The organism is Lysobacter sp. A286 (assembly GCF_054052105.1).
The window spans coordinates 2,181,195-2,195,263 of sequence record NZ_JBSVRJ010000001.1; the positions used below are offsets into that span (position 1 = coordinate 2,181,195).

The following is a 14,069-nucleotide window of genomic DNA, read 5'->3' on the forward strand; positions in this document are numbered from 1 at the left end:
GGGGTCGCGTCGAAAGCAACACAGGCCGGACGACCGGCCGATGCGGGGTCAGTCGTCGCCCTTGGCCAAGTCGTCGTCGGTGACCACTTCGGCGGCGGCCCACTCCAGCGCTTCGCGCTCCTTGCGGGCACGCTCGGACTTGTCCACCGCGTCGATGTATTCCTGGTTGATCTCGCGCGCGGCGATCTCGCGCAAGGCAAGCACCGTCGGCTTGTCGTTGGACTCGCTGTTGTCGATCTTGGATTCAACGCCGGTGGCGAGTTGACGGGCCCGCTTGGCCGCCATCATGACGAGTTCAAAGCGGTTATCGACCACTTCCAGACAATCTTCTACGGTAATGCGGGCCATGGGGCTCCTGGCGGCCGGGGCCGTCAATACAGATGCAAAGGGGACGTAATTATAGCGACTGTGGACGACGCAGGGCAAGTCACGTCTTTTGGAATCAAGCAGTTACGCAGCCATCACCGGTCGTCGGCCAGCAGCGTGGTGATCAACTTGCCGTGGCGCGCCACCTGGGCGTCACGCCGCAAGCGGCTGGCGGTGAAAATCGCACACATCTCGTCGACAGCCACGTTGAAAACGTCATTGACGATGACGTAGTCGAATTCGCCATAGTGCGACATCTCCTCGCGGGCGGCGGCCAGCCGACGGGCAATGACTTCCTCACTGTCCTGGCCTCGCGCACGCATGCGCAGCTCCAGTGCGGCGCGCGAAGGGGGCAGTATGAAAACACTGACCGCTCCGGGCAACTTGCGACGGACCTGGCGTGCACCCTGCCAGTCGATTTCCAGCAGCACGTCCTTTCCTGCCGCCAGTTGCGGCTCGACCGACTGGCGCGCGGTGCCCTTCCAGTCGCCGTGGACGCGGGCATGCTCGAACAGGTCGCCGGCCGCGACCATGCGTTCGAATTCGGACTCGTCGACAAAGTGGTAATGCTCGCCATTTTGCTCGCGGGGGCGTGCCGGCCGTGACGTGAACGATATCGACAAGCGGATGTTCGAATCGCGGGCCAGCACCGCGTTGACGATGCTGGATTTTCCCGCACCCGAGGGCGCGGCGACGATGTAGAGAGTTCCACGCATGCTCATTCGATGTTCTGGATCTGTTCGCGGACCTGGTCGATCAATACCTTCAACTCGATCGCAGCAGCCGAACTGCGCCCATCCACCGACTTGGAACCCAGCGTATTGGCCTCGCGGTTGAACTCCTGCAGCAGGAAATCCAGTCGGCGCCCGACCGCCTCGCGCAAGGTCAGCACGCGACGCGCCTCGACCACGTGCGAGTCGAGCCGGTCGAGCTCTTCATCGACATCGAGCTTCTGCAGCCACATCACCAGCTCCTGCTCCATCCGGCCCGGCTCTACCGGCTGGGCAAGATCCGCCAGCCGCCCTTCCAGTTTGGCACGTTGGGCGGCCCGGATGACCGGCATCAACTCTCGCACCTGCGCGGCGATGGCGGCAATGCCGTCAACTCGCTCGGCAATACCCGCCGCCAGTTTGCCGCCTTCGCGCTCACGGGCGGCGATGAACTCGTCCAGCACGGTGTCCAGCAACGCCAGCGCCTGGGCCTGCAACGCGGCCGCATCGGTGGCCGGTGCCTGCAACACACCGGGGAACTGCAACAGCTGGGTGAACTCGGTATGCAGGCCCGGGAAACGATTGGACAGCTCGGTCGCCAGATCGCCCAACTCGCGCAGCCGGCCCGGGTCGGCGTGCAACCCGCTGGCACCTTCAGGCGAGCGCAACCGCACGGTGACATCGACCTTGCCGCGAGCGATGCGCGCGGCGATCCGCTCGCGCAGCACCGGCTCCAGCGCGCGTAAATCGTCGTGCAAGCGGACACCGATTTCCAGGAAACGGTGATTGACCGAACGCAGCTCGCAACTCAGCGTCCCCCATTCGGTGACGCTCTCGCTGCTTGCGAAGGCGGTCATGCTGCGAATCATGCGCAATATCCTGTGATGAACGGCGGGGGAGACGGCTGGGTGCCGGGGTGCCCGATGGGGGCGATTGATGCGAATGGTAAACTCGCCCACCCAAAACCCCCTAACTTCAACGGCAGTCCGCACCATGTCAACCACCGGCAGCAACGAATTTTCACGACCCAGCGGTCGCACGCCGGAACAGCTGCGTGAGGTCCGCATCGAGCGTGCCTTTACCCGCCACGCCGAAGGCTCGGTGTTGATCAGCTTCGGCGACACCCGCGTGCTGTGTACCGCCAGCGTGGAGAACCGGGTGCCCGGCTTCCTGCGCGGTAAGGGCGAGGGCTGGGTCACTGCCGAGTACGGCATGCTGCCGCGCGCTACCAACACCCGCAACGACCGCGAGGCCGCGCGCGGCAAACAGGGCGGGCGCACCCTGGAAATCCAGCGCCTGATCGGCCGCTCGTTGCGCGCCTGCATCGACCGCAAGGCGCTCGGCGAGCGCACCATCACCCTGGACTGCGACGTCCTCCAGGCCGATGGCGGCACCCGCACCGCGGCAATCACCGGCGCCTACGTGGCATTGACCGATGCAGTGAACTGGATGATCAAGCGCGGCGACATCAAGTCCAAGGCGGGGCGTTCACCGATCTTCGGCGCCGTAGCGGCCGTATCGGTGGGCATCTACCGCGGCGTACCGGTGCTGGACCTGGACTATGCCGAGGACAGCAACTGCGACACCGACATGAACGTGGTCATGAATGACGGCGGCGGCTTCATCGAGTTGCAGGGCACCGCTGAAGGTCACGCATTCCGTCGCGAAGAGTTGGCGGCAATGACCGCGCTGGCGGAAGCAGGCATTGCCGAGCTGGTGGCGAAGCAGCGCGAAGCGCTCGGACTTTGAGCCCGCGCCGGTGAGCATCCGCATCGTCGTCGCCAGCGGCAACACCGGCAAGCTGGCCGAGTTCAATCGCCTGCTCGGCGATGCCGGCATCGAATTCGTCGCGCAGGGCGAACTCGGGGTCGGAGACATCGAGGAAACCGGGCTGACGTTCGTCGAGAACGCCCTGCTGAAGGCGCGCCACGCCGCCCGGGCCACCGGCCTGCCGGCGCTGGCCGACGACTCCGGACTCTGCGTCGATGCGCTCAATGGCGCGCCCGGCTTGTATTCGGCGCGCTACGCCGGCGAACCCAGCGATGCGGCACGCAACATCGACAAGCTGTTGCAAGCGCTCGACGGAGTGCCCGAGCTGCAACGCGGCGCGCATTTCCACTGCACCCTGGCACTGCTGCGCCATGCCGACGATCCGCGCCCGCTGATCGCACAGGGCGAATGGCATGGCCGGATCCTGACCGCGACCCGCGGCGCCGGCGGCTTCGGCTACGACCCGCTGTTCCTCGACCCCGAAACCGGGAAGACGGCAGCCGAGCTCGATCCGGCAACCAAGAACCGCGTCAGCCACCGCGGCCAGGCGTTGGCGATCCTGCACCGGAAACTCGGTTCGCTGCCTGCGACGTCGCCATGACCCTCGCCCCGCCGCCGCTGTCGCTGTACGTCCACATCCCCTGGTGTGTACGCAAATGCCCGTATTGCGACTTCAACTCACACGAAGGCCGCGGCGAGTTGCCGTTTGCCGCCTACGTGGCGGCGCTGCTGGCCGACCTGGATCTCGACCTGCCGCTGGTCTGGGGCCGCACGGTGCAATCGGTGTTCTTCGGTGGTGGTACTCCCAGCCTGATGCCCGCCGAATTCATCGACCGCTTCCTGCAGGGCGCCAGTTCACGGTTGCGGTTCGCGCCCGGTTGCGAGATCACGCTGGAGACCAATCCCGGCACCGCCGAGCACGGGCGCTTCGAAGGCTACCGCGACGCCGGCGTCAACCGCCTCAGCTTTGGCATCCAGAGCTTCGATGACGGCTGCCTGCAGCGCTTGGGACGGATCCATGACAGCGCCGAGGCCGAGGCCGCGGTCAAGCTGGCCCAGGACGCGGGGTTCGACAACCTCAACCTTGATTTGATGTACGCGTTGCCACAACAAACCCTGGCGATGGCCGAGCACGACCTCACGCGCGCGTTCGCATTGCAACCCGCGCACGTCAGCCACTACCAGTTGACCCTGGAGCCCAACACCGTGTTCGCCGCCCGCCCGCCGGCGGGCATCCCCGATGACGATGGCAGTTGGGACATGCAGGAGCAATGCCAGGCGATGCTGGCCAACGCCGGTTATCGCCAGTACGAAGTCAGCGCCTACGCACGGGCCGGCCGCGAATGCGCGCACAACCTCAATTACTGGAAGTACGGCGACTACCTCGGGATCGGCGCGGGCGCGCATGGCAAGATCACCCAGGGCCACGATCAGTCGATCCTGCGACGCTGGAAGCACAAACACCCCACCCGCTACCTGGCAGATGCCGGCACCCCCGCCGCGATTGGTGGCCAGGAGCTAGTGGCACCGGACCGCCGCGCATTCGAGTTCATGCTCAATGCGCTGCGGTTGGTGGACGGGTTCAGCATGACCGCCTTCGAAGCGCGTACGGGTCAATCCCGGGCGACGATCGCGTCCCAACTGCAAACGGCAGTCGATCGCGGTTGGCTGGCGATCGAGAGCGACCATGTGCAGCCCACCCCATTGGGACGGCGCTTCACCAACGACGTGGTGTCGTTGTTCCTCGATCAGTGAGGGTGGGGGCGCGTCATCGATACCGGTGAGTTTCGGTCATAATCCGATTCGTCAGGCACCGTTTGCTGCCAGACGCGCCAGCGGCTCGGGGGGAGCCTGACCAACATGCCGAAACACCAGGATCCGCTTGCCACGCCAGTAGCGCCACACGCCGCCGTGGCGATCTTGCCGTTGCCGACCCGGGTGAATGGCCTGCTGGTGCAACTGCAGACGCAGTTGGCGGCCAAGCTTGGCCTCGAGTTGGAGCGCGTGCTGGAGACCGTGGAACAAGACCTGTTTCGACTGGCTGACGGCGCCCGTAACACGGCACTGCAATCGGGGCACTTCGATGACTTGCGCGGTTTGCGCGAGCAACGCGACAGCTTCGTTCCGCGCTTCCTCGCCAGACTGGAAACCGCGCTGTGGAACCTGCGAGCCGCCGGTGCGATCACTGCGCTCGACCCGCACGAGCCGGTTCAGCGATCCGGTCAGTTGCGGCTGCTCGAGCATGACGAGATCGCCGAGGACGCCATGCTGGCCACCATGGCGCGCCGTCAGGAATCGCGTGCGGGGTTGCCGCTGCTGCTGTTGGGCCAGCGATTCGGGGTGTTGGCCGGAATGCCCGCGTTCGAGGCGGCGCGACTCCCGGTGGGGCCGCAGTCATTGGGCCGGATGTTCTCCGAGACCTGCGCCGAGCTATTCCTCAACCTCGACACGCGATTGTCGCTCTATCAACGGTTCGACCGGCAGTTGATGGCCGGCTACCCGGCACTGGCGGAGATGATGAATTCGCTGCTGGATAAAGCCAATGTCCTGCCGGGATTGGCTTTCGTCCCGTTGCGCAAGCGGCGCGGCGCGGCGCCTGACCCGCGGCTCGAGACCGACGACACGGGCAAACGCACCCACAGTGCCGACCCCATTGCTGCAGCGCCTGCCACAACGGACGATAGACGAGCCCACACCAAATTTGGTGTCGCCAGCGACGAGGACATTCAATCCCTCGCACGGCAGGAGCTGGATCGACTGCTGGCACGGCGACGCGAGATGCGCCAAGCCCCGGCGGATACTGGCGCCGACACCGACGCTTCCACGCCGACCAGGGTCGCGCTGGCCACCGCCGAGGTTGACGCCGCGTTGCACCAGCTCCAGGTGCAACCCGCGACGGCGGGCAATCGGCGCAGCACCGACCAGATTCGGCAGGCCCTGCTGGTGCAGAGTCGACAGCAGCGCGGCCATGCGACGTCGCTATCGCCGCAGGATAACGAGACCTTCGAGCTGCTTGGCCTGTTGTACGCACAAATCGGTCGTGAACTGCGGCGCGACACCCCCAGTGCCGGCCTGCTGGAACGCTTGCAGGTGCCCTTGTTGCGGGTCGCGCTGCAGGATCGCGGTTTCTTCATACGCGGCGACCATCCTGCACGCCAGCTGCTCAACGCGGTCGCCCAGGCCGGGGCCGGCTGGATCGCAGAGGATGAAATCGATCCACAGCTTGACCAGCAGTTGGGCCAGGCGGTCGAGCATGTCGTCGAGCATTACAGCGGCGACGACACCGTATTTGAATCAGCCAACCAGGTCCTGGACGAGCATCAGCAGGCCGTGGCCCGCAAGGCCGAAAGTGCCGAGCGACGTCATGTGGAAGCCGCTCGCGGGCGGGACAAGCTGGATCTGGCAAAGCAACACGCCGCCGACACCGTGAAAGCGGCCATCGGCGACGCCGCGGTACCCAGGTTCCAACGCAACGTGCTCGACCAGGCCTGGGTCGATGTGCTGAGCCTGACGCTGCTACGCCATGGCCAGGATTCCGATCAATGGCAGGAGCTGGTCGAGGCCACCAACGCCATCGTCGCCGCCAGCACCGGCAACCAGCCTGCCGGAGACGAGCTCCAGCCCCGGATCGAGCAGGCTTTGGGACTGGTCGGCTATCAGGGCCAGGAAGCCAGTGCGATTGCCAGTCGCCTGGTCGGCGCGGCCGAAGAGGAACACGATCCGGCATCGCGTACCGAACTGGCGATCAAGCTCCGCACAAGGACCCGGCTCGGTGCCGACAACGCCGTGCCCCCCGCTCCTCAAAAGGAGCGCAATCCACGCGAGCAGGCGTGCTACAACCATCTGCGCAGCTTGCCATTCGGTACCTGGATCGAGTTTGCGACCAACCAGCAAGGCGACAAGATCCGGCGTCGCCTGGCGTGGTACAGCCCGGTGACCGGGCGTTCCCTTTTTGTGAACCAGCGTGGCCAACGGGTTGAGGATGCCGGGCAACACGACAGCTTGGACCAGGTCGCGCGGCTGCTCGCCGTGGGCCAGGCAGCTGTGCTCGGCAGCGAGCGTGAAAGCGTGGTTGATCGTGCCTGGCAGGCGACGCTGGGCGTGCTGCGCAGCCTGGTCGGCCAGGACCCACCGCAGGAGACTTCACCGTGAGTTCCATCGCCACCACCGAGGACGGCCGCGATCAGCGCCGTGGTGTCCGCCGCCCCGCCGACGGCGTGATCGCGGTTGTCGACTGCATGACCGACTGCACGTTGGGCTTGGTTGGGAACGTGTCGGAGACGGGCATGCTGCTGATCGCAAACGTCGCACTGGTCGATGACGGGTTGTACCAATTGCAGTTCCAGCTTGGCAGCACCGATAGCCCGGCGTCGTTGATCGAGGTCGGAGCGCACGTGTTGTGGCAAGCACCCACCTCCAACCCGGGGCGAACCTGGGTCGGGCTGCGCTTCATCAACCTGCCGGAGCCCTATCGGCAACGCCTGCACGGCTGGCTTGCGCGGCCCCAGTGAATCACAGGCCCCTCGGCAGCCATGCCCAATGTCCCCTGCGCCGTGGCAACGAATCGGTCAGAATTGCACCACTGACCCAAAGAGGACTGACATGGCAACCGAAGATCTGGCGAGCGCCTATTCGCACTACATGGTGGAACTGCAGCGCCGCAGCACGCAGGCGCTGGAACTTGGCGGTTTTGATCACCTGGTCATTCCCAGCGGGACCGTTCACTACCAGGTATTCGATGATCGCGACTACCCGTACGCCGTCAATCCCCAGTTCAAGGCCTGGGCTCCACTGACCCGGAACCCCGGCAGCTGGCTGGTGTTCACTCCTGGCCAGAAGCCCAAGCTCATCTACCTGCAGCCGTTCGACTATTGGCACGTCGTGCCCCGTGCGCCCGAGGGCTATTGGGTCGACGAGTTCGAGATCATCATCATCCGCAAGAGCGCCGAGGCCCTGCAACACCTGCCGGCCGACCCGGCGCGTTGCGCGATCCTGGGGGAGCCGCAGAGCGCCCTTGGCAGCGACGACCAGCGCAACTTCGTGCCCAACAACCCGGCCGCGGTGGTGAATTACCTGGACTACCATCGCGCGTTCAAGCTGCCGTACGAAATCATGATGATGCGCGGCGCAACGCGCATTGGCGTGCGTGCGCACCTGGCCGCAGAAGCCGCATTCCGCGCCGGCAAGAGCGAGTTCGACATCCACATGGCCTACTGCTCCGCGGCGCGCCAGGATCCCAACGAGCTGCCGTACCACAATATCGTGGCGCTCAACGAGCACGGCGCCGTGCTGCATTATTCCGATGCGGAAACCACGCCGCCGGCGCAGATGCGCAGCTTCCTGATTGATGCCGGTGGCAGCTACAACGGCTATGCCAGCGATATCACCCGCACCTATGCCTTTGATCGCGACAGCGAGTTCCAGTCGCTGATCGACGCCGTCGATGCCGCCCAACTGAAGATGTGCGACGAGGTACGCGCCGGCTTCGACTACAAACAGCTTCACCTTGGCGCACACCTGAAGTTGTCCGCGGTACTCAAGGACTTCGGCTTCATCGACATGTCGCCCGAGGCCGCGCTGGAAACCGGTGTCAGCAACGCCTTCTTCCCGCACGGGATTGGCCATGGCATCGGCCTTCAGGTGCACGACGTCGCCGGCTTCGCTGAAACGGACCGTGGCGGCACCATCGCCCAGCCCGAAGGCCAGCCGTTCCTGCGCACTACCCGCGTGATGGAGGCGGGCATGGTGATGACCATCGAGCCCGGGATCTACTTCGTCGACATGCTGCTTGATGAGGTCCGAAACAGTCCGCAGGCGAAGTCGGTCAATTGGGACAAGGTCGCCACCTTCCGCCCTTATGGCGGTATCCGGATCGAGGACGATGTGGTCTGCACCGATGGCGACCCGATCAACCTCACCCGCGAGGATTTTGCCGCGAACGCCGCGTGAACCGGTAGCAACGGCTGCCGCCGACTACCAACAAGCCCGGCTTCGGCCGGGCTTGTTTATTATCGACGTTGCTCTTTACCGGCGCTCGCTCAACCCTGCGCCATGAACGCCTCAATCTCCTCCGCACTTCTTGCAAGCTTCCCGGTCAGCACCTTGTGGCCGTCCCTGGTCACCAGCACGTCGTCCTCGGTACGGATGCCGATACCGCGCCATTTGACGGCAACGCTGGTGTCATCCGGCCGCACATACAGGCCCGGCTCGATCGTGAACACCATCCCCGGTTCCAGCAGGCGCGACTCGCCATCGATCCGGTAATCGCCGACGTCGTGGACATCGACTCCGATCCAGTGTCCGGTCTTGTGCGGATAAAAACGCTTGTAGCTGCCGTCACTGATACTTTTTTCCAGCTTGCCTTTCAGCAAGCCCAGCTTGAGCAGTCCCTCGGTCAGGGTCGCGACCGCCGCGTCGTGACCGGCCGCGTACGCGATGCCCGGTTGCGCCAGCGCCAGCGCCGCCGCATGGGCGTCGCCGACCAGATCGTGCAGCGCCCGTTGCTCCGTGCTGAAACGGCCATTGGCCGGAAAGGTCCGGGTAATATCGGCGGCATAACCGCGGTACTCCGCGCCCGCATCCACCAACACCACGTCACCATCGGCAATCGGCCCGTTGTTGGCGACGTAGTGCAACACGCAAGCATTGGCCCCGGCACCGACGATGCTGCTGTAGGCAGGCACCGAATCATTGGCTCGGAAAACCCGTTCAACCTCCGCCTGCAGCTGGTACTCCTGCATCCCGGACCGAACGGCGCGCATCGCGGTCTCGTGCGCCGTCACGGTGATATCGACCGCACGCTGCATCAGTCGCAACTCGTCGCGATCCTTGAACAACCTCAACTCGTCGAGCAGGTGGCCCAACTCGAGGAACTCGTGCGGCGCCCGGTTGCCCATCTTCATCATTGCCCGCACCCGGTTGACCCACCCGATCAGCTTGAGGTCGAACTCGGCATCGCGGCCAAAGTGGTAGTACACCCGGGAGCGACCTTCCAGCAGGCCCGGCAGGATGTCGTCCAGGTCGCTGATCGGATAGGCATCATCCAGCCCAAACGCTTCCACCGCTCCCTCGGGGCCGAATCGCGGCCCGTCCCAACCCTCCCGATCCCGGTCGCGCTCACGGCAGAACAACAGGGTCTCACCATGCTTGCGGCCGGGCACCAGCACCAGAACGGCCTCGGGCTCGGGAAAGCCGGTCAGGTACAGCAGGTCGGAATCCTGCCGGTAGGGATAGTGGGTGTCGCGGTTTCGGATCCGTTCCAGGGCTGCCGGCAGGATCAAGATGCTGTCGTCGCCGGCGACTTCCATCAACTGCTTGCGCCGCCGCGCATGGGCCTTGATCGGCATAGCCAACGGATTGGCCATGTCAGTTCAGTCGTTGCCGGTGTTGGGGAGCCAGCACGCAGTCGCCATGCACCAACAACGCCGCCACACGGACGAACTCCTCGATCTCGGCCAACGCCGCCTCGTCGTCCTCGTCCCCCTCATCCTGCGAATGTGCGGCCGCTAACCTGGCCAGGTCGCCCAACGCCTCGGTGCTTTCCTCCGACAATGGCGGGTTGGCCCCCGCCGCCAGACCAAAACCGCCCAGGAAGCCGCGGCACCAATCAAACAGTGCACCGCTGCGGGCGGCCAGGGAGCAGCCGGAATCGGGTAGCAGCAACGCGAAATCGAAACTGCGGTCAGCAAGCTGTTCGGCGCTGGCCAGGCGCAATTCATCCAGCGCGCTGCCCGCTTCGGGGTTGGGAACAGCGTCGTCGACCAGCACCTTGCCGGGCCATTGCCGCAGGTTCGCGCCGCCGCCGGAAAGCCAGCCACACAGGCCGCCGTGAAGCTCGGAAGCGGGGGTGGACAGGGACAGCTGATTGATTTCGGCTTCCACTGCAGCGTGGGTAGGGAGTTCTGGGGTGGAGCTTTGCGTCATGGACGATCACTGCGATTGATGGGCCTGCAGTCTAACAACGTCGCTCCGGCAGCATCGACGGCCGGGTCAGGAGGGATTACGCGGTCGCGTCGATCACGCTGATCCGGCGGTGGACTGAACCAATCCGTTGGTTCCCCTCACCGGCCTTCTTGACCGCCTGCCCGGCGCTGCCTATCGTGCCGGGATGGATCGCTCTCCACTGATCTCCCAAATGCAGTCGTTGGCCGCTCGCGTGGACCAGCTGGCGGAGCGCATGCGAAAACTCCAGGATGAGAACCGGAGCCTGCGCCAACAGCAGGAAACCCTGTCGAGCGAACGCGCTGCGCTGCTGGCCAAGAACGAGCAGGCACGGACCCGCGTCGAGGGCATGATCGCCCGCTTGAAATCGCTGGAGCAACACACTTGAGCAGCAATCAACCCGTCAGCATTCGCTTGCTGGACCGCGAATATACCGTCGGCTGCGAACCAGGCGAGCAGCACAGCCTGATCTCGGCGGCGAAGTTGCTCGACACCAAGATGCGCGAGATCCGCGGCAGCAACCGCATGGCTGCTTTGGACCGCGTCGCTGTGTTGGCTGCGCTCAATTTCGCCCATGAACTGCAACAGATCCGCGACCAGGATGCAGAAGGGGCGCAGGAGTTGACACGCACCCTGGGCGACTTGAACCGCAAACTCGACGGACTGTTCGACTCATCAGCGAGCTGAACGCCCGACGATAGATGACCACCTGTTTGCGGACACCGCGCTATACTCCGACTACGTCCTCTGCTGTGGACGACCGCGTGCGCAAACATACACCTTGTCCCTTAATTGCGACCGCGGGGGTGCAACGGAAGCCCGGCGTGCAAGTCCGCCCTCGTAGCGGAAAGCCCGACGGCCTCCAGGCGTCCCCACTTGAACCTCGGGTTCAAGGTCGTTTCGCGCGCATCGCCATCGGCGGAGGATTTTTCTTTCCAGCTGGCAGCCGGTTGCTGCTGCCGGCCAGTGCTATCAAGGATCGGGCCAACCCCCGCCACACCGGGCTGGCGCACCACCACTGCCGGACAGGGCACGCACGATGACGACGGAGCAGGCGGCAGACCGCCGGCAATTGCGCACCGAACTACGCGCCCGCCGCCGTGCTGTACCGGAGTCCGAGCGCACCCGCGCTGCCGAGCGTCTGGCCTGCAACCTGCTCAGCCTCCCATTTGCGCCGGTCAGCGGCCATGTGGCCGGTTACTGGGCCATGGACGGGGAGATTGCATTGGATGCGTGGCAGGCTGGACTTCCCAGCGAATGCGTCTACTGTCTGCCGGTGCTTTCCGCGGGCAGGCTGTGCTTTTCGCCATGGCGCGCTGGCGACCCGCTGATCAACAACCGGTACGGCATACCGGAGCCCACGGTCGGCCTGGGGCAATTACTCGAAGCCGATCAACTCGGCTTGGTGGTGGTGCCGATGGTGGGGTTCGATACGACAGGTCAACGGCTGGGCATGGGAGGCGGCTGGTACGATCGCAGCTTCGCGTTCCGCCAAGGAAGCCGCCCGCCGCCGTGGATGGTCGGGGTTGCCTTCGACCTCCAGCGGGTGGATACACTTGAGGCCGCCGAATGGGACATTCCCATGGACGCCGTGTGCACCCCATCCCACTCCAGCCTTCACAGACCGATGAATCCATGAGCAGACGCCGCCGATACTGGCTGATGAAATCCGAACCTGAAGCATTTTCGATCGACGATCTGGAGCGGGTTGGAACCGAACCATGGAACGGCGTGCGCAACTACCAGGCGCGCAACTTCATGCGAGACGGCATGGCGATTGGCGACGGGGTACTGTTCTACCATTCCAATACCAAGGTTCCCGGCATCGTCGGTACCGCCACCGTCGCGACCGACTCCTATCCCGACGAGACCCAATTCGACCCCAAGTCGCATTACCATGATCCCAAGGCCACGAGGCAAGAGCCGCGTTGGCAGTTGGTCGACGTGGCATTCGAGCGCAAGTTGTCGCGCACCATAGCCCTGGATGAGATCAAGCAACACGCTGAGGAACTAGGCGAAGATTTCGCGTTGATTCGGCGCGGCAATCGCCTGTCGGTGTTCCCGGTCTCTGCTCACCAGTACAACTACCTGCTTTCCCTGGAGTAACCCTGGATGTCGGAAGCCAAGCGCCTTGCTGCGGAAAAAGCCATCGAGTTCGTCGAGGACGGAATGATTGTCGGTGTCGGCACGGGTTCCACCGTCGCCTACTTCATCGACGCGCTCGGTCGAATCAAGGATCGCATCAAGGGAGCGGTATCCAGCTCCGAGCAAAGCACCCGGCGCCTGCGTGACCTCGGCATCGAGATATTCGACCTGAATGCGTCCGGCCAGCTGTCGTTGTATGTCGACGGCGCGGATGAATGCGATCCGCACAAACGCCTGATCAAGGGCGGCGGGGCCGCACTGACCCGCGAGAAAATCATCGCCGAGGCCAGCGCCCAATTTGTCTGCGTGGTTGACCCGTCCAAATGCGTCGACGTGCTGGGTCGGTTTCCATTGCCGGTCGAGGTCATCCCGATGGCCCGTAGCCTGGTCGCGCGCGAGATACTCGCCATGACCCGCGCACAACCCGTCTGGCGTCAGGAATCCGATGGACGGGGCGTGGTCACCGACAATGGCAACACGATCCTGGATATCCACGGTCTGGGGATCACCGACCCGGTTGCATTGGAATCCGCGATCAACCAGATCCCCGGCGTCGTGAGCGTCGGCTTGTTCGCCAGGCGGCCGGCGGACGTGGTGATCGTTGGCGGAGAGCCCCCACGGTTTTTATAAGCAGGCGTGTGGGCATTAACACCCAGGGAATTCCTTAACAACTGCCGTCGTCCGTCCCAGCGAAGGCGGGGATCCATGGACGCTAAGCCGCTGATATTTATATAGCCAGCCTGGACAAGCTGCGCAGTCTGGTCTGGGCTGTGGGGCTTCTTTGTGTGATCGCCTTGCTGGCGCAAGCGGCGTTGGGCATCGACCGCTAGATCCCCCAAAGAAGAAGGCCGGCCCCTAGTGGGGACCGGCCTTCGGTGTAAATGCTCAGCGATGACCTACTCTTGCATGGCTTAGGCCACACTACCATCGGCGCGTGTGCGTTTCACTTCCGAGTTCGGGATGGGATCGGGTGGTGCCACACAGCTATTATCACTGAGCAAACTGGTCGGAGTCGCGCCTGCGGCGCGGGCTCTCAATAGGGTGGGACGTAGCGAGTTGGTTTGGCTGGAATGTCGTCGACGCGTCGTCGAGTCCAAGGCCACTTGAGGTTATATGGTCAAGCCACACGGATCATTA

16 protein-coding genes, 1 rRNA gene and 1 other RNA gene are annotated in these 14,069 nt (G+C 64.4%); 12 read left to right on the top strand and 6 right to left on the bottom strand.

The features are described from left to right. Window positions 1–48 precede the first annotated feature (48 nt). From rpoZ to ACW7G0_RS10110, 3 genes are all read right to left on the bottom strand, one after another. Window positions 49–348, bottom strand: a complete 300-nt coding sequence (gene rpoZ / locus ACW7G0_RS10100; protein WP_456980362.1) for a DNA-directed RNA polymerase subunit omega — start codon at window positions 346–348, stop codon at window positions 49–51. Window positions 349–461: 113 nt separating this feature from the next. Further along, entirely contained in the window at window positions 462–1,082 is a 621-nt protein-coding gene (gmk, locus tag ACW7G0_RS10105) for a guanylate kinase (RefSeq protein ID WP_456989514.1), read from the bottom strand. Between the two features lie 2 nt (window positions 1,083–1,084). Beyond that, window positions 1,085–1,945, bottom strand: a complete 861-nt coding sequence (locus ACW7G0_RS10110; protein ID WP_456989383.1) for a YicC/YloC family endoribonuclease — start codon at window positions 1,943–1,945, stop codon at window positions 1,085–1,087. A 124-nt stretch (window positions 1,946–2,069) separates the two neighbouring features. On the opposite strand from ACW7G0_RS10110, the gene rph reads away from it, so the two are divergent. The 6 genes from rph (at window position 2,070) to pepQ (ending at window position 8,795) form a co-directional block, all read left to right on the top strand. Beyond that, a complete protein-coding gene (gene rph, locus ACW7G0_RS10115) occupies window positions 2,070–2,825 on the top strand; it encodes a ribonuclease PH (protein ID WP_456989384.1) in 756 nt (251 codons plus the stop codon). A gap of 16 nt (window positions 2,826–2,841) precedes the next feature. Then, window positions 2,842–3,447 (top strand): RdgB/HAM1 family non-canonical purine NTP pyrophosphatase, encoded by a 606-nt coding sequence (rdgB, locus tag ACW7G0_RS10120; RefSeq protein ID WP_456989515.1) that lies wholly within the window; start codon window positions 2,842–2,844, stop codon window positions 3,445–3,447. Further along, the gene (gene hemW, locus ACW7G0_RS10125) at window positions 3,444–4,601 is read left to right on the top strand and encodes a radical SAM family heme chaperone HemW (protein WP_456989385.1); all 1,158 of its coding nucleotides are present in this window, start codon (window positions 3,444–3,446) and stop codon (window positions 4,599–4,601) included. The genes rdgB and hemW overlap by 4 nt, the downstream gene beginning before the upstream one ends. Window positions 4,602–4,706: 105 nt before the next feature. Further along, a complete protein-coding gene (locus ACW7G0_RS10130; protein ID WP_456989386.1) occupies window positions 4,707–6,998 on the top strand; it encodes a DUF1631 family protein in 2,292 nt (763 codons plus the stop codon). Then, window positions 6,995–7,357 (top strand): PilZ domain-containing protein, encoded by a 363-nt coding sequence (locus ACW7G0_RS10135; RefSeq protein WP_456989387.1) that lies wholly within the window; start codon window positions 6,995–6,997, stop codon window positions 7,355–7,357. Before ACW7G0_RS10130 ends, ACW7G0_RS10135 begins: the two co-directional genes overlap by 4 nt. 91 nt (window positions 7,358–7,448) lie before the next feature. Beyond that, a complete protein-coding gene (gene pepQ / locus ACW7G0_RS10140) occupies window positions 7,449–8,795 on the top strand; it encodes a Xaa-Pro dipeptidase (RefSeq protein WP_456989388.1) in 1,347 nt (448 codons plus the stop codon). Window positions 8,796–8,884: 89 nt separating this feature from the next. Here the strand turns inward: pepQ and ACW7G0_RS10145 are convergent, their stop codons facing one another. Next, the gene (locus tag ACW7G0_RS10145) at window positions 8,885–10,210 is read right to left on the bottom strand and encodes an aminopeptidase P N-terminal domain-containing protein (protein ID WP_456989389.1); all 1,326 of its coding nucleotides are present in this window, start codon (window positions 10,208–10,210) and stop codon (window positions 8,885–8,887) included. Window position 10,211: 1 nt separating this feature from the next. Further along, window positions 10,212–10,769, bottom strand: a complete 558-nt coding sequence (locus ACW7G0_RS10150; protein WP_456989390.1) for a UPF0149 family protein — start codon at window positions 10,767–10,769, stop codon at window positions 10,212–10,214. A 184-nt stretch (window positions 10,770–10,953) separates the two neighbouring features. Here ACW7G0_RS10150 and ACW7G0_RS10155 point away from each other — a divergent pair, with 184 nt between their 5' ends. The 6 genes from ACW7G0_RS10155 (at window position 10,954) to rpiA (ending at window position 13,562) form a co-directional block, all read left to right on the top strand. After that, window positions 10,954–11,175, top strand: a complete 222-nt coding sequence (locus ACW7G0_RS10155) for a TIGR02449 family protein (protein ID WP_456960729.1) — start codon at window positions 10,954–10,956, stop codon at window positions 11,173–11,175. After that, window positions 11,172–11,474, top strand: a complete 303-nt coding sequence (locus tag ACW7G0_RS10160) for a cell division protein ZapA (protein ID WP_456989391.1) — start codon at window positions 11,172–11,174, stop codon at window positions 11,472–11,474. Before ACW7G0_RS10155 ends, ACW7G0_RS10160 begins: the two co-directional genes overlap by 4 nt. A gap of 54 nt (window positions 11,475–11,528) precedes the next feature. Then, a non-coding RNA gene (ssrS, locus tag ACW7G0_RS10165) (6S RNA) lies at window positions 11,529–11,716 on the top strand. Between the two features lie 110 nt (window positions 11,717–11,826). Then, window positions 11,827–12,426, top strand: coding sequence for a 5-formyltetrahydrofolate cyclo-ligase (locus tag ACW7G0_RS10170; protein WP_456989392.1), 600 nt, complete (start codon window positions 11,827–11,829; stop codon window positions 12,424–12,426). Next, entirely contained in the window at window positions 12,423–12,893 is a 471-nt protein-coding gene (locus ACW7G0_RS10175; RefSeq protein WP_456989393.1) for an EVE domain-containing protein, read from the top strand. Before ACW7G0_RS10170 ends, ACW7G0_RS10175 begins: the two co-directional genes overlap by 4 nt. A 6-nt stretch (window positions 12,894–12,899) precedes the next feature. After that, complete coding sequence (gene rpiA, locus ACW7G0_RS10180; protein ID WP_456960725.1) at window positions 12,900–13,562, top strand: ribose-5-phosphate isomerase RpiA; 663 nt, start codon at window positions 12,900–12,902, stop codon at window positions 13,560–13,562. Between the two features lie 253 nt (window positions 13,563–13,815). Here the strand turns inward: rpiA and rrf are convergent. Next, window positions 13,816–13,930: ribosomal RNA gene (rrf, locus tag ACW7G0_RS10185) — 5S ribosomal RNA — on the bottom strand. Between the last annotated feature and the right edge of the window lie 139 nt (window positions 13,931–14,069).

Coding starts and splice junctions, on each gene's coding strand:
- ACW7G0_RS10150 (WP_456989390.1), bottom strand. CDS start 10,769: ATGACGCAAAGCTCCACCCCAGAACTCCCTACCCACGCTGCAGTGGAA.
- pepQ (WP_456989388.1), top strand. CDS start 7,449: ATGGCAACCGAAGATCTGGCGAGCGCCTATTCGCACTACATGGTGGAA.
- gmk (WP_456989514.1), bottom strand. CDS start 1,082: ATGCGTGGAACTCTCTACATCGTCGCCGCGCCCTCGGGTGCGGGAAAA.
- ACW7G0_RS10175 (WP_456989393.1), top strand. CDS start 12,423: ATGAGCAGACGCCGCCGATACTGGCTGATGAAATCCGAACCTGAAGCA.
- ACW7G0_RS10145 (WP_456989389.1), bottom strand. CDS start 10,210: ATGGCCAATCCGTTGGCTATGCCGATCAAGGCCCATGCGCGGCGGCGC.
- ACW7G0_RS10110 (WP_456989383.1), bottom strand. CDS start 1,945: ATGATTCGCAGCATGACCGCCTTCGCAAGCAGCGAGAGCGTCACCGAA.
- rph (WP_456989384.1), top strand. CDS start 2,070: ATGTCAACCACCGGCAGCAACGAATTTTCACGACCCAGCGGTCGCACG.
- ACW7G0_RS10170 (WP_456989392.1), top strand. CDS start 11,827: ATGACGACGGAGCAGGCGGCAGACCGCCGGCAATTGCGCACCGAACTA.
- ACW7G0_RS10155 (WP_456960729.1), top strand. CDS start 10,954: ATGGATCGCTCTCCACTGATCTCCCAAATGCAGTCGTTGGCCGCTCGC.
- rpoZ (WP_456980362.1), bottom strand. CDS start 348: ATGGCCCGCATTACCGTAGAAGATTGTCTGGAAGTGGTCGATAACCGC.
- hemW (WP_456989385.1), top strand. CDS start 3,444: ATGACCCTCGCCCCGCCGCCGCTGTCGCTGTACGTCCACATCCCCTGG.
- ACW7G0_RS10130 (WP_456989386.1), top strand. CDS start 4,707: ATGCCGAAACACCAGGATCCGCTTGCCACGCCAGTAGCGCCACACGCC.
- rpiA (WP_456960725.1), top strand. CDS start 12,900: ATGTCGGAAGCCAAGCGCCTTGCTGCGGAAAAAGCCATCGAGTTCGTC.